General features: G+C 45.0%; 15 protein-coding genes. 9 read left to right on the top strand and 6 right to left on the bottom strand.

What is annotated here, in order from left to right; all coding sequences use genetic code 11:
- The first annotated feature begins 54 nt into the window (after positions 1-54).
- The 4 genes from KI742_RS16270 (at position 55) to KI742_RS16255 (ending at position 5,960) form a co-directional block, all read left to right on the top strand.
- Complete coding sequence (locus tag KI742_RS16270) at positions 55-774, top strand: FadR/GntR family transcriptional regulator (RefSeq protein ID WP_005388529.1); 720 nt, start codon at positions 55-57, stop codon at positions 772-774.
- Between the two features lie 142 nt (positions 775-916).
- Positions 917-2,779, top strand: a complete 1,863-nt coding sequence (locus KI742_RS16265; protein ID WP_285386101.1) for a putative nucleotidyltransferase substrate binding domain-containing protein — start codon at positions 917-919, stop codon at positions 2,777-2,779.
- Positions 2,779-3,495, top strand: a complete 717-nt coding sequence (locus tag KI742_RS16260) for a 3'-5' exonuclease (RefSeq protein ID WP_213987018.1) — start codon at positions 2,779-2,781, stop codon at positions 3,493-3,495. The genes KI742_RS16265 and KI742_RS16260 overlap by 1 nt, the downstream gene beginning before the upstream one ends.
- Before the next feature lie 683 nt (positions 3,496-4,178).
- Positions 4,179-5,960 (top strand): transporter, encoded by a 1,782-nt coding sequence (locus KI742_RS16255; protein ID WP_031781211.1) that lies wholly within the window; start codon positions 4,179-4,181, stop codon positions 5,958-5,960.
- A gap of 363 nt (positions 5,961-6,323) precedes the next feature.
- Here the strand turns inward: KI742_RS16255 and KI742_RS16250 are convergent, their stop codons facing one another.
- The 3 genes from KI742_RS16250 to KI742_RS16240 form a co-directional block, all read right to left on the bottom strand.
- A complete protein-coding gene (locus KI742_RS16250) occupies positions 6,324-6,938 on the bottom strand; it encodes a hypothetical protein (RefSeq protein WP_285386099.1) in 615 nt (204 codons plus the stop codon).
- A gap of 324 nt (positions 6,939-7,262) precedes the next feature.
- On the bottom strand, positions 7,263-7,583 hold the full coding sequence (locus KI742_RS16245; protein WP_053307765.1) for a DOPA 4,5-dioxygenase family protein: 321 nt from the start codon (positions 7,581-7,583) through the stop codon (positions 7,263-7,265).
- A gap of 396 nt (positions 7,584-7,979) precedes the next feature.
- Entirely contained in the window at positions 7,980-8,174 is a 195-nt protein-coding gene (locus KI742_RS16240) for a hypothetical protein (protein WP_152560954.1), read from the bottom strand.
- A 65-nt stretch (positions 8,175-8,239) separates the two neighbouring features.
- Between KI742_RS16240 and pdhA the strand changes: the two genes are divergently transcribed.
- From pdhA to KI742_RS16225, 3 genes are read left to right on the top strand one after another with little or no spacing between them, the layout of a single operon-like run.
- The gene (gene pdhA, locus KI742_RS16235; protein WP_025998586.1) at positions 8,240-9,334 is read left to right on the top strand and encodes a pyruvate dehydrogenase (acetyl-transferring) E1 component subunit alpha; all 1,095 of its coding nucleotides are present in this window, start codon (positions 8,240-8,242) and stop codon (positions 9,332-9,334) included.
- Positions 9,327-10,310, top strand: coding sequence for an alpha-ketoacid dehydrogenase subunit beta (locus KI742_RS16230; protein ID WP_213866281.1), 984 nt, complete (start codon positions 9,327-9,329; stop codon positions 10,308-10,310). The genes pdhA and KI742_RS16230 overlap by 8 nt, the downstream gene beginning before the upstream one ends.
- Entirely contained in the window at positions 10,307-11,455 is a 1,149-nt protein-coding gene (locus KI742_RS16225) for a dihydrolipoamide acetyltransferase family protein (protein WP_285386096.1), read from the top strand. The genes KI742_RS16230 and KI742_RS16225 overlap by 4 nt, the downstream gene beginning before the upstream one ends.
- 67 nt (positions 11,456-11,522) lie before the next feature.
- Here the strand turns inward: KI742_RS16225 and KI742_RS16220 are convergent, their stop codons facing one another.
- A complete protein-coding gene (locus tag KI742_RS16220; protein WP_285386095.1) occupies positions 11,523-12,488 on the bottom strand; it encodes an electron transfer flavoprotein subunit alpha/FixB family protein in 966 nt (321 codons plus the stop codon).
- Between the two features lie 138 nt (positions 12,489-12,626).
- Between KI742_RS16220 and KI742_RS16215 the strand changes: the two genes are divergently transcribed.
- Positions 12,627-14,288, top strand: a complete 1,662-nt coding sequence (locus KI742_RS16215) for an electron transfer flavoprotein-ubiquinone oxidoreductase (protein WP_285386094.1) — start codon at positions 12,627-12,629, stop codon at positions 14,286-14,288.
- A 59-nt stretch (positions 14,289-14,347) separates the two neighbouring features.
- Here the strand turns inward: KI742_RS16215 and KI742_RS16210 are convergent, their stop codons facing one another.
- A complete protein-coding gene (locus KI742_RS16210) occupies positions 14,348-15,232 on the bottom strand; it encodes a LysR family transcriptional regulator (RefSeq protein ID WP_213903727.1) in 885 nt (294 codons plus the stop codon).
- 117 nt (positions 15,233-15,349) lie between these two features.
- Here KI742_RS16210 and KI742_RS16205 point away from each other — a divergent pair, with 117 nt between their 5' ends.
- Positions 15,350-16,021, top strand: coding sequence for a type 1 glutamine amidotransferase domain-containing protein (locus KI742_RS16205; protein WP_285386093.1), 672 nt, complete (start codon positions 15,350-15,352; stop codon positions 16,019-16,021).
- 84 nt (positions 16,022-16,105) lie between these two features.
- Here the strand turns inward: KI742_RS16205 and KI742_RS16200 are convergent, their stop codons facing one another.
- Positions 16,106-16,753 carry a glutathione S-transferase family protein gene (locus KI742_RS16200; RefSeq protein ID WP_285386092.1) on the bottom strand — a complete coding sequence of 216 codons (648 nt, stop codon included), beginning with the start codon at positions 16,751-16,753 and terminating at the stop codon, positions 16,106-16,108.
- Between the last annotated feature and the right edge of the window lie 96 nt (positions 16,754-16,849).

The following is a 16,849-nucleotide window of genomic DNA, read 5'->3' as shown; positions in this document are numbered from 1 at the left end:
TTTGGATGATATAGTCCAAGCTTAAATAATACAATTTTAACGATAAGTGATTTTATGTCTGGTGAATTTCATTCTATCTCCGGTTCCAAGCGCAGCTTACATGTACAAGTAGCTCGCGAAATTGCTCGTAGCATTTTGTCAGGCAAGATCCCTCAAGGGTCCATTCTTCCAGGAGAAATGTCCCTGTGTGAACAGTTTGGTATCAGTCGCACAGCTTTGCGTGAAGCCGTAAAACTTTTAACATCAAAAGGTTTACTCGAGTCACGTCCAAAAGTTGGTACTCGAGTCATCAACCGAGCGTACTGGAACTTTTTAGACCCACAATTAATTGAATGGATGGACGGTCTAACAGAGATAGATCAGTTCTGTCATCAATTTTTGGGGTTACGACGCGCGATAGAGCCTGAAGCTTGTGCACTCGCAGCGAAAAATGCCACTGCGGAACAGCGAATTCAGCTATCAGAAGCATTCCAAGATATGTTGGAAGTCGCTAAAGCAGACGAACTGGACAAAGCGCGCTGGATGGATGTAGATATTCGTTTCCATAGCATTATTTTTAACTCAACCGGAAACGACTTTTTCTTACCGTTTGGGCATGTTCTGACTACAATGTTCATTAACTTTATTGCTCACTCATCTGAGGAAGGCAATACGTGCATCGAAGAACATCGTGAGATTTATGAAGCAATAATGGCAGGCAATGCTGAAAAAGCACGTCAAGCTTCGGCTAACCACTTGTTGGAGTCAAAACATCGCTTACCCGAAGCCAGTTAAGCTTAGAGCTTGGGCGATCTAATAACTAGGCAAAAGCACGCATCTCGCGTGCTTTTTTAATTTCGTTTCCTCCAATTCTTTATGGCACACCATCAATATTTTGATATATAGTAATACAAATGTATTTTGAGAATGTTGTGTTATGACCGACTCGCTACTGCCAAATATCATACAGTTTATCAGCCAGATTGATCCGTTTGACAAGGTACCTAAAGGTGCACTTCGCGAGCTTGCTTCATCTGTTAAGATCACTTATTTAAGCAAGGGGGATGTTGTTGATCAGTATTCTTCTAAGAACGAAAAGTCACTTTATATTGTTAGAACTGGCTCTATCGAACAGCGTAAATCTGATGGCATATTGAGAGCTAAACTTGGTCCGGAAGATTTGTTTGGCTTCACTTTTCTTGGTAACGAAGTCGAAAGCGGAAAAGAATACAAAGCAATTGCAATCGAAAATTCATTAGTTTATGTAATTCCAAATGCTGCGCTGAAAAAGTTGTGCACTTCTCATCCTGAATGTGCTGAACATTTTGCATCACAAGCTCAGGTACGGCTAAAGTCAGCATTAGATGTCGTGTGGTCTAACAAAGAAAAAGGGTTGTTTATTCGGCGTGTAGAGGAAGTTGCTAGTGGTCGAGTTGCAATTGTAACCGCTGAGCAATCCATTCAGTCAGTCGCCAACGAGATGATCGATAAGTGCTCTCCCTGCGCTGTCGTTTATCGTGATAATAAAATAGTTGGACTGATTACCGACCGAGATATGACAAAGCGAGTCATCGCCAAAGGATTAAGCATCTCAACACCAGTCGTCGAAGTCATGTCGCCTGATCCTAAAACAATTCATCCTGACGATTTAGTTCTGCACGCAGCCTCCATTATGATGCAGCACAACATAAGAAATTTACCCCTAGTCAAAGACAATAACGTCGTTGGCGTTTTGACAACAACGCACTTGGTTCAAAACCATCGAGTCCAAGCTATATTTTTAATTGAAAAGATCAAATATGCTGGCAGTGTCAAAGCTTTGTCTAGTTTTACGTCTGAGCGCCAAGCTATTTTTGAAGCATTAGTCGAAGGACGGGTTTCACCAGAAATCATTGGTAAAGTGATGACCATGATTATGGATGCGTACACTCGTAGGTTAATACAAATAGCCATTGATAAGTTGGGAACACCTCCCTGTGACTTCTCTTGGATTGTGGCAGGCTCTCATGCTCGCCAAGAAGTACATATGCTGTCAGATCAAGATAGCGCCATCGTATTAGATGATTCGGCAACAGATAACGACCGTATCTACTTCAAACATTTAGCAATGATAGTAAGTAATGGCCTGAATAAATGTAACTATCCATTGTGTCCAGGGAAGTTTATGGCAGCGACCCCTAAATGGTGCCAGCCTCTCTCTGTTTGGAAAAAGTACTATAAGAAATGGGTGGCAAATCCTGAATACGAGCGCCTCCTCAATATCAGTGTCTTTTTAGAAATCCGAACCGTTTATGGAAACAAAGACTTTGAACAGATACTTCGCGATGAGCTTCACTCTAACATCAACGCTAATAGAGAATTCCTTACGATGTTAGTTAACGATGCGGTGAAAACAAACCCACCGCTAGGAATATTCAATAGCCTAGTATTACAAAAATCGGGAGAGAACAAGAAAACGCTCGACGTAAAAAAATACGCGATTAATCTAATCATTGATCTTGCAAGGATTTATGGTCTTGCAGTTGAATGTGACCTCACTGCAACTGATGAGCGTTTTAAAGCAGCCAACGAAAAAGGGCTGCTCAGCCATGACGCGTACAAAAATATAATAAACGCATATCAATTCATCTTGTCGTTTCGATTTGCCCATCAATTAGAAGCACTAAAAAGTGGAGATGAGCCAAATAACCACATTGACCCCAATACGTTCGGTAGTTTTGAACGTCAACATTTAAAAGACGCGTTCCGCATCATTGCAGATCTACAAGAAGTCGCCAAACTCCGTTTTGGGAGCCGATAATGAAGCGCTTACTTGAGTACTTTCATCCATTGACACGAAAAAATCGTCAGAGACAAAAGCACTATAAAAAGAAGCACATCCCTCTTTATCTTAAAAAGCTGCTTCGCTCGCCAAATCTGGACGTAAATCAACGAGCTTTTGACACTGAGTTCATCGTTCTAGATCTTGAAACAACTGGCTTAGACAGTGAGGAAGAAGTCATTCTTTCCATGGGCTGGGTAGAGATTCGACAAGGCCATATTGACTTAGCAACAAGCAAACACCTTTATGTACATAGCGACTCAAAAATTAAGCCCGAAACCATAGTTGTTAACCATATTACCCAACAAATGCTGACTGATGGAATCTCTATTCATGAAGCAATGCGGACATTCTTTAAAGCAGCAGAAAACAAAGTTATTGTTGCGCACGGATGTATAGTCGAAACTAGCTTTATTAATCAATATTTACAGCGAGTTTTCAACATAAAAGAGTTGCCGCTCATTTGGATAGACACCTTGCGAATAGAAAAAAGGTTACAAAGAGCTATCAATGCTTCCGATGAATCAGATGTGACTCTAGCAGCGACAAGGGAACGTTACGGGTTACCCGCTTACAACGGCCATAATGCACTTGCAGATGCAATTGCAACTGCAGAGTTACTATTAGTTCAACAAACCCGTATCGCACCTCAGACAAAAGCGACAGTCGGGCCCCTTTATCGGCTTAGCCTGTAATCATCCAGATCACAGGCCTATTTGCTAAACATGTTCTCTGTCACAATTTGGTATCATCAGCATTTACCTTAATTAATAATACAATATCATTAATGGGGCGACGTTAGCAAAATGCAGCGAATAGCCATTGTCACTTGCCAACATCAGAGCGAGTGTAAACTGATTAGTTGCTCCATATCATAACTACATTTTAGAGAGCTTAGCATTGCATGTGCGCAATGATTGTCGAAGATCTAGCAGTGTTACATAAACAACCGAATTCAGGTGATGTCCCCTCGAACGTCATCTTCAGTGGTTAGTAATCATGTAAAGCCGCTGTTGCGAACTTCAGCCGACAGCTCGCGGTACTAGTACCGTTTGGCCCATGCAGTACAGGCTTGCATGGGCTTTTTTTTAACAATCCTACATCAATCGATGTTATATCCCTCTGCCAGATATGCAAATCCGCGTCCATTCTTATTAGAGGACTTAAGATTCTTTATAAGTATATTCATAGAACCCATACCTAAACTCGACACCTTTAGCAGCTTCAGAGAAAAGCAATATCTGACACCGATCACTTGTATGATTAATTAAAGGGTTTATTACGCCTTACTGGTCACGATTTTGAGTTATTGTACTACAAATAAGAGGAGCGAACGTTACTATTACTTCGGACAATAAACTACTTCAAAGGTCTAAAGATGGAACTCAATACTCTCATTGTGGGCATCTATTTTCTATTCTTAATCGCAATAGGTTGGATGTTCAGAACTTTTACTAGTACTACAAGCGACTACTTCCGAGGTGGCGGCAACATGCTTTGGTGGATGGTTGGAGCAACGGCGTTTATGACTCAATTCTCTGCTTGGACATTTACTGGCGCCGCTGGTAAAGCCTACAATGATGGTTTTGCTGTCGCTATTATTTTCCTTGCAAACGCGTTTGGTTACTTCATGAACTTCGCTTACTTTGCACCGAAATTTCGTCAGTTACGCGTCGTAACTGTCATAGAAGCCATTCGTATGCGTTTTGGTACAACAAACGAACAAGTATTTACTTGGTCTTCAATGCCAAACAGTGTTGTCTCTGCAGGTGTATGGCTTAACGCCCTTGCTATTATAGCTTCAGGTATTTTTGGTTTTGATATGACAGCAACCATCTGGATTACCGGTTTAGTTGTACTTGCGATGTCGGTAACTGGCGGCTCTTGGGCGGTTATCGCCTCCGATTTCATGCAAATGGTCATCATCATGGCGGTAACGATCACATGTGCAGCCGTTGCTATTGTTCAAGGTGGTGGCGTTACTGAAATTATCTCTAACTTCCCAGTCGCAGAAAGTGGGAGCTTTGTTGCCGGTAACAACCTGAACTACTTAAGCATCTTTAGTATTTGGGCGTTCTTTATCTTCGTTAAGCAGTTCTCTATTACAAACAATATGTTGAACTCTTACCGTTACCTAGCTGCAAAAGACTCTAAAAATGCAAAAAAAGCAGCTTTGCTAGCATGTGTATTGATGCTGGGTGGAGTTTTCATTTGGTTCATGCCTTCTTGGTATATTGCAGGCCAAGGTGTTGATTTAGCGGCAGCTTATCCAGATGCTGGTAACAAAGCAGGCGACTTCGCGTACCTATACTTCGTTCAAGAATACATGCCAGCAGGTATGGTTGGACTTCTGGTCGCTGCAATGTTTGCTGCTACGATGTCCTCTATGGACTCTGGTCTTAACCGCAATTCAGGTATTTTCGTAAAGAACTTTTATGAACCGATCGTTCGTAAAGGCCAAGCATCAGAGAAAGAGCTCGTCGCAGTTTCTAAAGCAACATCGGCGGTATTTGGCGTTGCAATTATTCTAATCGCGCAGTTTATAAACTCTCTAAAAGGTCTGAGTCTATTCGACACTATGATGTACGTTGGTGCGCTCATCGGATTCCCAATGACAATTCCAGCGTTTTTAGGCTTCTTTATCAAGAAAACTCCAGACTGGGCAGGTTGGGGAACTCTAGTTGTGGGTGGCATCGTTTCCTACCTTGTTGGGTTTGTTATCACAGCTGATATGGTGTCATCGGCGTTTGGCCTTGAGGAGTTGACTAGCCGAGAATGGTCTGATGTGAAAGTAGCAATAGGTCTAATCGGACACATGACGCTAACTGGTGGCTTCTTCATGTTGTCGACTCTATTCTACAAGCCTCTAACTGACAAACGTCAAGCAGATGTCGATAAGTTCTTTGAAAACCTATCAACGCCTCTTGTAGCGGAATCAGTGGCACAGAGAAAACTCGATAACAAGCAACGTCAAATGCTGGGTAAACTTATCGCGGTCGCAGGTATAGGTGTCATGTTTATGGCTCTGCTACCTAACCCAGTATGGGGGCGCTTAGTGTTTATTCTATGTGGTGCCATCGTCGGAGGTGTTGGTCTACTACTTGTAAAAGCTGTGGATTCAAGCGCTGAACAAGCCTCTGAACCTGTGACAGAAAGTTAAATCTCTTATTCTAATAAACGCGGCTATTCTTTGGCCGCGTTTTTTAATTCTAAGTTCCCAGTACGAACACTTCACCCTTTTACGAAGACATATCATCTTGTCTAGGGTTATCGAATTGCAGCTTTATTTTGTCATTCGATAAGGCTAAACCAGAACGTGATAATCTGATCGAGTTAAAAGTGCAGCCTACCTTGCTTAAGTAAACGCCCCAAAGCCATCCAAATACCTGATGAAGTAAAGATCTCGGCTCGTATACTTTTTTGCCGCTTCGTGATTTAGACTGGCTAGTCCTTTACACCACTACCTAGTCTACAAGCCAAACTATTCCCGCTGAACAAACCATCTCGGGATTACTTAGGTACACTATTTTTCTCTTTTTGCAGATGGCACAACAACCGCTACCAATAAAGCTAACAGCAGGAACACAGGGCTAAGCATTAATCCATGCCAGATTGAATACCCATCATGGAACAGCCAGAATATACCAAGCGTCAGTAGGTACGAAAAGTAGCTGCAAAACACCAAGCTAATCGCGACAAAGCGCTTTTGATTAATAATAAGAATCCGCACTAGATACTGGCTAAGAATACCAGAGCAGCGCATGGCAAGTTGCCAATTAATGATAAAGAAAGCAAGCGCAATAAACCCAGCTACGACCAGTGCATCATGCGTGCTTAAAATGAAGTAGCTACCAAATCGGCTTATGATGACCGGATAATCGCCTTCGTATATCGTTGACCAAGATATTGCGTTCGCTGCTGCTACGTAATTGGCAAAATAAGCAATGGCGTAGAAAGTCGTTTGAGAACTGAACGGCTGAAATACATCCGTACAAAATCCTCGCCACTCTTCTTTGTTGGCGGTAGGCCCAACCCAGTCACGTTTTTTTTGAGCGGTACGCCCGGCAAACGCAGGCCCGTTGCGAAACAACAGCCAAAATATATAGAGTGCAAGTATAACCAAGAGTATTGAAAACATACCCTTCCCCCTCAGAAATTATCGGCGCCACTGCCAATGGCGTTGGGGTCGTAAACTGCACTTCCCTGCTATACCTATTTGATTTATCAAAGACTTATTATTTTATTACCACCAAAATTCATTCAACGGCATACTAAACAGCGACATTTTCACGCTTTGTGTGAAGTTCGAAAGCCTACTTTTAGGTTTAGCACAAAAATAGCTACAGCAAAGCGTAAGAGAGGGATTCCGCACCCATCAATGAAGATGAGGCGTTAAGCAGAAGCTGTGACCGCAATGAGAAGAGAAGGATTCAAAGCGGCCATGCATGGGCAAGAGGAGCAACTATTTCTCTAACTTTTCTTCAAATACACCAATCTCTCTGCCCAACCAAATCGCGCGTTCTGTGTGATCGAGCAACTCTTCTTCGCTTACTGGGTGAATAAGCACAGAAAAATCGCCTCGAATCGTATCAAGCCACGCCAAGAACTCTTCACTCAATGATTCTAGGTGAATTTCAAACATCGGCATCTTGTGTGGGCCAACTAACCTTCCAACTAATGGAAACACACGCAGCACATCTTGACGCTCTTGACGGATGATATCGTTCAAGGCTTGCGCTTTATCTTGTTCTCTTAGGGGAAAATAAACATGAGCGTGGTACATAACTTCTCCATAATCACTTCCGCTTGAGCACCACCTACTTTGGATAAGCTCAAGGACTGCCGAGGGTATACATTTGTAATGCCGTCACCCTACCTTGATTCCACTCAGTTGGGAAGAAGTTATGCATTCTCATAAGGTCGAGGCTTCGAGCACAACAAAAATTTGCAATTCATCATATAGCAACTGTTTGAGTTGATTCATTAATAATGACTCACTTTGTCAAATTTTACAGCCAAATTTTGTTGCAAATATGTTTCATTAACCAGTAATTAAATTCGAGTTTAAAAATACCACCAACAAAATAGCAGCATATTACTCTGCAAAATCAGGGTGTAAGCAAAACTTTACTACTGAGCGAAAGTCAAAATGAAGCATAATTTAACAATTTGTTTACACTTATTGTATCTGGCTATACCACGATTTAGTTAGAGGGTTAGATACAGAAAAGCCTTTCTCTGTATCTTGCGGTGAAATAATCGCAGCGATGTTATCGACAAATAGTTTAAGGGACGAACAGATGCCTACCGCTATCGAAAGCACACGCAACCTTAGGTATGGCCTTTGCGCTGATATCAGAGTTTGAGTACCCATACAAACTCTGGTTTTGTATGAACAGCTGCAGTCCAAAAGACCCGCAGCGTCAAAAGGAGCTTGAGATGAACGTTCAGGCATTACCCATGCATCGGTTTATCGACCATCGTGGGGACCTCGTCGGCCAACTACCCAACTGGGCTGACACTGAAACATTGGTCGGGTTTTACCGAGACATGGTATTAACTCGCACTTACGACAACAAAGCAGTTGCCTTGCAACGCACCGGTAAGCTAGGGACCTATCCCTCACACTTAGGCGCGGAAGCCATAGGCATTGCGGTCGGCAGAGCACTTAAAGCCGATGATGTGTTTGTCCCTTACTACCGCGATATGCCTGCGATGTGGTGTCGTGGCATTGGCATGGAAAAGAACCTTCAATACTGGGGTGGCGATGAGCGCGGGAGTGATTTTGCTCCTGAAGGAAGTCCGGTTCCTAGCCGAGACCTTCCCTACTGTGTACCCATAGCGACGCAATGTACGCATGCTGTCGGGGTGGCTTCCGCGCTAAAAATTCAAGGTAACCATGAAGCTGCGCTAGTCATGTGCGGCGATGGTGGTACATCCAAAGGGGACTTTCTTGAGTCAATAAACTGCGCAGGTACTTGGAATATTCCACTTGTTTTCGTCGTAAACAATAACCAGTGGGCAATTTCAGTGCCGCGTAGTCTCCAATGTGCCGCCGATTTCTTATCAGAAAAAGCGCAAGGTGCAGGTATACCGGGTATTACTGTCGATGGTAACGATGTCGTCGCCGTTTATGATGCAACTAAAACCGCCCTTGAGAGAGCAAGAAAAGGGAAAGGTGCAACACTCATCGAAGCGGTGAGTTACCGACTGAGTGACCACACTACGGCCGATGATGCGACTCGTTATCGTAAAGAAGATGATGTTCAAACTGCATGGCAATACGAACCTATCGCACGTCTTAAAACGTACCTCCTTAATCAAGGCGCTTGGAGCGACGAACAAGAACAGCAATGGCTAGATTACTGTAAAGAGCAAGTAGAGTTAGCTGTTGAACGCTATCTGAGCTTACCGCCACAAGCACCAGAAACCGGTTTCGATTATTTGTATGAATCGCTACCTCAAGAGCTTCATGCACAAAGAGATGAACTCATCAACAAGGCAATGAGAATGCAGGGAGGCAGACATGGCTGAGCTAACGTTGGTTGAAGCAGTAAACCTTGCCCTGCACCACGAAATGCAACAAGACCCCAATGTTGTCGTATTAGGTGAAGACGTGGGCGATAATGGTGGTGTATTTCGTGCCACTGTTGGACTCAAGCAAGAGTTTGGTCTTAAACGAGTCATCGATACGCCACTCGCTGAAGCCTTAATCGGCGGGGTTGCGGTCGGTATGGCAACGCAAGGATTACGACCTGTCGCCGAATTTCAGTTTCAAGGTTTCGTTTTTCCTGCTTTGGAGCACTTAATGTGCCACGCGGCTCGAATGCGTAACAGAACTCGCGGTCGGCTCACTTGTCCCGCGGTTTTCCGTGCGCCATTTGGCGGCGGTATCCACGCTCCGGAGCACCACTCAGAAAGCGTGGAAGCGCTATTTGCTCACACTGCTGGATTTAAAGTGGTGATTCCTTCTTCACCACAACGCGCATACGGCTTACTTCTCGCCGCAATTAGAAGCAATGATCCCATCATGTTCTTCGAACCGAAGCGCATATATCGCACCGTTAAATCTGAAGTCGTCGATAACGGCGAAGCACTCCCACTCGACACCTGCTTCACCTTACGTAAGGGGCGAGATATCACGCTCGTTACTTGGGGCGCATGCGTCGTAGAGTCACTTCAGGCCGCACAAACCTTGTCTAGTCAGGGAATTGAAGTCGAGGTGATTGATTTGGCGAGTATTAAGCCAATTGATACCGCGACGATTTTCAGCTCACTAGAAAAAACTGGACGTTTACTCGTTGTTCATGAAGCGAGTAAAACTTGTGGTGTGGGCTCTGAGCTATTAGCTCGAACCGCTGAACATGCCATGTGCTTACTTAAAGCCCCACCTAAACGAGTAACTGGAATGGACACCATTATGCCTTATTACCGTAACGAAGATTATTTCATGGTTCAGGAAGAAGACATTGTGACCGCGGCGCGCGAACTCGTGGAGGATTGGAAATGAAGACGTTTAATTTACCCGATCTCGGTGAAGGTCTCGCTGAGTCAGAAATTGTCAAATGGCACGTTAATGTCGGAGACATGGTTAAATTAGATCAAGTGATCTTAACCGTAGAGACAGCAAAAGCGACGGTAGACGTCCCTGCCCCCTACTCGGGCCGTGTGGTCAGCCGTCATGGTGAGGAAGGTGAAATCGTCAATATTGGTGCATTACTGCTAGAGATTGATGAAACAGGTGCCGGGAGAGAAGTAACGGCAGAGAAAAAAGCCACTGCTGACGCCGCAACCGTCGTCGGTAGCGTTTCTCACCAAGCGCATCATGTTAACGTTGATGATTTCTGGATTGGTGGCAACCACAACACGACAGAAAGTAACCTCGTTACCGCCCTGCCTTCGGCTCGCTTGTTGGCACAAAAACTTGGGGTAGATCTTAACCTCGTGTCAGGTAGTGGCCCGAACGGACTTATCGTAGATACCGATATTTACGACGAAGCCGGAAAACAGCGTCCAGGCACCGAAGTTTTGAAAGGCGCTCGACGTACCATGGTATCGTCTATGACCGAATCGCACGAACATGTTGCTGCCGTAACCATTACGGAAGAAGCATTGTTGGAAGATTGGCTGCCAAACGAAGATATCAGTATCCGCCTTGTTCAAGCGATTGTTCATGCGTGTCAAGAAGAGCCCGCTTTAAACGCTTGGTTTGATGCCGAAACCATGACACGCTGTGTACACACAACGGTCAATGTAGGAATTGCAGTAGATAGCCGTCATGGATTGTACGTACCAGTCTTGCGCCACGCAGATGAATACGAGCCACAAGATGTTCGTCGTTGGCTCGATCAAACCGTTGAAGGGATCAGAGAGAGAAAAATCGGTCGTGAGCAATTGCAGCACGCGACGATTACGCTTTCCAACTTCGGCGCGATTGCCGGTATTTACGCAACACCTGTCGTCACACCGCCACAAGTCGCTATTGTCGGCGCGGGCCGAATACTCGACCGAGTAGTGATAAGAAACGGTCAAGCAATTTCGGTGAAAGCAATGCCGCTATCCGTAACGTTTGATCATCGCGCTTGTACTGGTGGTGAAGCTGCAAGGTTTACGAAAGTACTTGCAGAGCACCTGCAACGTCCGAGCGAAAAGTAACTTATAAAAATCAAATGATAAAGGCTTCCAGTCCGGAAGCCTTTTGTTTTAGGAAGCAAGACTATATCTACAGCTTCTCTAACAGCTCAGGCATTACCACAAACAAATCGTCGACCAATCCATAATCTGCAATGTCAAAAATAGGCGCATCAGGATCGCTATTAATTGCAACAATCACCTTGGAATCTTTCATTCCCGCCAAATGCTGGATCGCGCCAGAAATTCCGACGGCAATGTATAACTCCGGTGCAACAATTTTGCCGGTTTGCCCGACTTGATGGTCATTAGACACATAGCCCGCATCGACCGCCGCTCGTGACGCCCCTACCGCTCCACCTAGCTTGTCCGCCAATTGTTCTACTAAAACAAACTTCTCTTTACTCCCGAATGCACGACCACCCGACACCACTACTCTAGCCGCTGACAATTCTGGTCGCTCACTTTCTGGCGTTTGTTGCGAAACAAACTCACTAAGTTTATTGATAATCACCGTGTCGACTTGAGTAAGCTTAGGGACACCTGGCGTGTCAGATAGCTCTGCGGCATCAAAAGCCGTACTTCTTATGGTCATCACTTTATAGGGGTCATTCGACGTGACTCTCACCAATGCATTTCCAGCATAAATTGGACGAATCACCGTATCGATAGACTCGATTGTCATCACGTCAGAAAGTTGACCAACATTAAGCAACGCCGCCACACGAGGCATCACATTCTTACCAAATGTACTGGCAGGAGAAAGAATGTGTGAGTAGTTTTTGGCTACTTGTGAGATCAAAGGTGCGATATTTTCCGCTAATCCATGTTCATATCCCTTCGCATCAACCCAGATAATTTCTGCAACACCCTGAACACAATTCAACTCATCCAAAACTGATTGGCACTGATAACCAATAAGCAACACAGAAACAGGAAGCGATTTATCATCATCCTTAATCTCAAATGCCGCTTTAATTGCACACAGCGTCCCTACAGCCAACGATTGGTTGTCATGCTCTGCGAGCACAAGTGTTGCTAATGGTCGGTCTTCCATGGTCATGCCTCATATAACACGTCAGATCCATTACTTGAGCTTAGTCCACTTCACGTTAACGTCAACTGAGCTATAGTTTTCTGTATAGAAACCAAAAACCTGTCACGCAGATGACGATAATAGAAAGGAAGCATAGAGATGGAACGAGAATGCATGGAGTTTGATGTCGTGATCGTGGGGGCCGGACCTGCAGGCTTAAGCGCCGCTTGTCGGCTAGCTCAACTCAGCCAAGACAGTGAAGGTGACGCACTTTCAATTTGCGTTGTAGAAAAAGGCTCAGAAGTGGGCGCACATATTTTATCTGGCGCTGTTTTTGAAACTAGTGCCTTAGATGAGCTTTTCCCCAATTGGAAAGAAATGGAGGCCCCGCTAGCAGCCTCGGTTCAACGAGATAATTTCCTTTATCTTACTACTGAACAAAACCATATTCGCGTTCCCCACTTCCTTACACCGCGTCCAATGATAAATGGCGAGAATAATTACGTAATTAGCCTTGCCAACCTTTGCCGTTGGCTCGCTAACCAAGCAGAAAATCTTGGGGTGGAAGTTTTTCCGGGCTTTGCCGCTGCAAGCATCAATTATGATCAGACTGGCGCCGTGACAGGCATTAACACGAGCGATATGGGACTAGATAAGAACGGCCAGGCCAAACCTAACTTTGAACCAGGTATCGAGCTAAGGGCAAAATACACCCTTTTTGCTGAAGGTTGTCGCGGACATCTGGGTAAAGAACTTATTCAAAGGTTCGACCTAGACGCAGGAAAGCAACCACAGCACTACGCGCTTGGCCTAAAAGAGATATGGGAGTTACCCACTGACAGTAAGGATGTATCTGGCAGTGTTATCCATTCCGCTGGCTGGCCCTTGAGTGAAACAAATACCACAGGCGGCGGTTTTCTCTATCACATGGAGAACAACCAAATCGCCGTCGGGCTTATTGTCGACTTGAATTACAGCAATCCTTACTTGAGTCCGTTTGACGAATTTCAACGCTTTAAGCACCATCCTGCTATTGAACCACATTTGAAAGGTGCTCAGCGCATCGCTTATGGCGCAAGAGCCATTGCGAAAGGTGGGCTTTCCTCTCTGCCGAGACAGCAATTCCCTGGCGGTTTATTGATTGGTTGTGATGCGGGGACTTTGAACGTCGCAAAAATTAAAGGCAGCCACACAGCAATGAAATCCGGAATCATTGCAGCAGAAGCGGTACATACGGCCCGACAAACTGGAGCTTCTGAGCCAGACTACCAGTCGTTGTTTGAATCATCATGGTTGTATGACGAACTCGCCGAAACGCGTAACTTTGGCGCGAACATTCATAAGTTTGGCAGCATACTTGGTGGTGCTCTTTCGACTTTTGAACACAACCTGTGGCAACCACTGGTTAAGAAGCCGTTACCTTGGTCTATCAAGGACTATTCGCACGATCATGAGCAGTTAAAACCTAAACAAGAGTGCCACCCAATTGCATACCCAAAACCAGATGGTGAAATCAGTTTTGATAAGCCTTCGTCGGTATTTTTGTCGGGAACACAGCACGAAGAGAATCAACCTTGTCACCTTGTTCTGACTTACCCTCACATTCCAATTGATGTGAATTTAGGTATGTATGACGAGCCGAGCCAGCGCTATTGCCCTGCAGGGGTTTACGAAGTGGTGGAAGTTGAGAGTAAGTTGAAGTTTCAGATAAATGCCGCCAACTGCGTGCATTGCAAAACCTGTGACATCAAAGATCCTTCACAAAACATCACATGGAAAGCACCAGAAGGCGGCGGTGGACCGAGCTATCAAAACATGTAGATACGTTAGTATGTTGACGATCTAACAAATGGATAAACAAACCGATTGGCAGAGCCTCATTACTCCTGCCAATCGGCAAAATGATCAAGCAAGAAGTCGATAGCCAATCGCGCTCGTAGTGGCAGAAAGTGACGATTCTGATAAACAATCCAGCTGCTGTTACCACTTCCCCAATAGGGCTCTAGGATTGGCACCAAACGACCAGACGAAATAGCATCGTTGAAACTGCTCTTCGGTAAGTACGCCACACCTAATCCTTCTGCACAGGCTTGCAAAACCGTATGCGCGTTATTGCTCTTCCACCTGCCCTGCACTTTTACGCCATCTAACGGCTCGCCGTCTTTTTCAAACAACCAAACGTCTTTGTTGGCGATGATGCAGCTATGACGCTTGAGTTGCTCGGGGTGCGTTGGCAAACCATGTTCATCGAGATAACGCTGACTGGCTGCCGCTGCCATCGGACGATCCACCAGCTTTCTCGCAACCAAGCCTGAATCACTCAACCTGCCATAACGAATGGCAAAATCGAAACCATCTTCAATAAAGTTGACCATGCTGGTATTGAAGTTGATCTCTACCGTGAGATTAGGATGTTGCTTGGCAAATGCCATCAAGGCAGGCGCTACATGGTTCTCAGAAAACGCACCAGCGGCGCTCACGCGTAACGTACCACTTAGTTGAGTTTGCTGCGTGGTGAGCTGTTCATTGGCTTGCTGAAGCCCAATCACCAACTCTTTACACTGCTGATAATACGCTTGCCCTGCTTCCGTTAGACTCACCATTCTTGTCGAACGTGCTAACAAGGCGACACCTAATCGCTCTTCTAATCTTGTGACTTGACGACTGACATGACTAGTACTGCAACCTAACTGTTTTGCCGCTGCAGAAAACCCTAAGCTCTCAGCAACCGTAACAAACTCATTGATACCTTCAAAACTGTCCATACTTACCTTTGCTATATAGCAATAATGTTTTGCCAATTAATCATATTATCACTTATTTGTTTAGCAATTAGTATGAAGGTGTTCAACAAATATACGTAAGCCAAAAAGGAAACCATCATGAAGAAAGTACTCATCATTGTGACGAACCATGCGACCCTTGGTGAAACTGACCAAGCAAACGGAACTTACGCGCCAGAGCTCACTCATGCGCTTAGCGAACTACTAGGTGTAGGCTTCGATTACGACATTGCCTCTATCAAAGGCGGGCAAGCACCACTGTACGGAACCGACATCGAAGGCGACGCAGTGAACGAGAAAATCTTGGCGGATGATGATTTCCAGAACCGCATCAACAACACGATTCCAGTGTCACAAATCAACGGTGACAACTACGATGCGATCTTCTATCCGGGTGGCTTTGGTCTTCTTTCAGACCTAGCGAGCAACGAAGATTTTGCCAAGATTTCTGCAAAACACTATGAAGATGGCGGTATTGTTGCAGCAGTTTGTCACGGTCCAGGCGCTCTTCTACCTATCACGCTTAGCAATGGCGAAAAGCTACTTTCGTCTAAATCAGTAACAGGCTTCACTCGTGAAGAAGAGATCGACTTCGGCACCATCAACGATATCCCTTTCCTATTGGAAGAATCTCTTGCACGCAGCGCAGCGCGCTACTCTAAAGTGCAACCATGGCAAGAGTTTGTAATTGTGGATGATCGTGTCATCACAGGTCAAAACCCAACGAGCGCACACGGCGTAGGCAGAGCGATTGTTGAACACCTAGCTTAAACGCGCCGGAAACTACAACCATCCTAGAAGAGGAAAGCGTGCTTTGTCATGCTTTCCCTTGCTACAGGCGATCGCAAGATGCGCTTATACTTCTACCCCTGCTTCATCTTCTTCTACAATATCCGTTTCTTGGTTCGCCTCTTCCAACCATTGCTGTAAAGATTCACTTGCTAGCACCTTCTGTTGGTAAGCTTTGGCACCTTCCGATAACTCGATGCCGTAAGTTTGGAAACGCAATGCCACAGGTGCATACATAGCATCAGCTATCGACCATTCTCCAAATAGCCAACCGTTGGGATACAGTTTGGCTTGCTCAGCCCAAATGGCATCAATACGCGCAATATCCTTACGCGCACCATCCGTTAGATCGACTTTTCTGCGTGCGCGGGTGTTCATTGGGAGTTCGCTTCTTAAGTTAAAGAAACCCGAATGCATTTCTGATGCGATGGCGCGTGCTTTAGCCCGTTCTGAAGACTTACTTGGCCATGCTTTGCCTTGTAAGTATTGCTCGTTAACGTATTCCAAAATCGCTAATGAATCCCACACGGTTGCGTCACCATCCACTAAGGTAGGGACTTTCGCGGTTGGTGTAATATCTTCCAAGGTCTTATAAAAATCTTCTGTGAATAATTTGAGCTTGGTGACTTTCACATCCAGTTTGAATTGAGAAAAGATCAGCCATGCGCGAAGTGACCAGCTTGAGTAGTTTTGATTAGCAATAAACAGTTTCATGACGCCTCCATGCGGTTCGTGTTTTGAGTACCCATTCACAATATCTGATTGTATTTAAGGGGACTAACGGATAGTTTTGATGGAACACTTCAACAA

Origin of the sequence: Vibrio sp. D417a (assembly GCF_030248595.1) — a bacterium.
GTDB lineage: Bacteria > Pseudomonadota > Gammaproteobacteria > Enterobacterales > Vibrionaceae > Vibrio > Vibrio alginolyticus.
This window is presented reverse-complemented; position numbering and strand designations above follow the sequence as displayed.

Excerpts from the sequence above, each read along its gene's own strand:
- KI742_RS16210 (WP_213903727.1), bottom strand. The coding sequence starts at position 15,232 with ATGGACAGTTTTGAAGGTATCAATGAGTTTGTTACGGTTGCTGAGAGC.
- KI742_RS16270 (WP_005388529.1), top strand. The coding sequence starts at position 55 with ATGTCTGGTGAATTTCATTCTATCTCCGGTTCCAAGCGCAGCTTACAT.
- KI742_RS16200 (WP_285386092.1), bottom strand. The coding sequence starts at position 16,753 with ATGAAACTGTTTATTGCTAATCAAAACTACTCAAGCTGGTCACTTCGC.
- pdhA (WP_025998586.1), top strand. The coding sequence starts at position 8,240 with ATGAACGTTCAGGCATTACCCATGCATCGGTTTATCGACCATCGTGGG.
- KI742_RS16215 (WP_285386094.1), top strand. The coding sequence starts at position 12,627 with ATGGAACGAGAATGCATGGAGTTTGATGTCGTGATCGTGGGGGCCGGA.
- KI742_RS16220 (WP_285386095.1), bottom strand. The coding sequence starts at position 12,488 with ATGGAAGACCGACCATTAGCAACACTTGTGCTCGCAGAGCATGACAAC.
- KI742_RS16255 (WP_031781211.1), top strand. The coding sequence starts at position 4,179 with ATGGAACTCAATACTCTCATTGTGGGCATCTATTTTCTATTCTTAATC.
- KI742_RS16230 (WP_213866281.1), top strand. The coding sequence starts at position 9,327 with ATGGCTGAGCTAACGTTGGTTGAAGCAGTAAACCTTGCCCTGCACCAC.
- KI742_RS16260 (WP_213987018.1), top strand. The coding sequence starts at position 2,779 with ATGAAGCGCTTACTTGAGTACTTTCATCCATTGACACGAAAAAATCGT.
- KI742_RS16205 (WP_285386093.1), top strand. The coding sequence starts at position 15,350 with ATGAAGAAAGTACTCATCATTGTGACGAACCATGCGACCCTTGGTGAA.
- KI742_RS16265 (WP_285386101.1), top strand. The coding sequence starts at position 917 with ATGACCGACTCGCTACTGCCAAATATCATACAGTTTATCAGCCAGATT.
- KI742_RS16245 (WP_053307765.1), bottom strand. The coding sequence starts at position 7,583 with ATGTACCACGCTCATGTTTATTTTCCCCTAAGAGAACAAGATAAAGCG.
- KI742_RS16250 (WP_285386099.1), bottom strand. The coding sequence starts at position 6,938 with ATGTTTTCAATACTCTTGGTTATACTTGCACTCTATATATTTTGGCTG.
- KI742_RS16225 (WP_285386096.1), top strand. The coding sequence starts at position 10,307 with ATGAAGACGTTTAATTTACCCGATCTCGGTGAAGGTCTCGCTGAGTCA.
- KI742_RS16240 (WP_152560954.1), bottom strand. The coding sequence starts at position 8,174 with ATGGGTACTCAAACTCTGATATCAGCGCAAAGGCCATACCTAAGGTTG.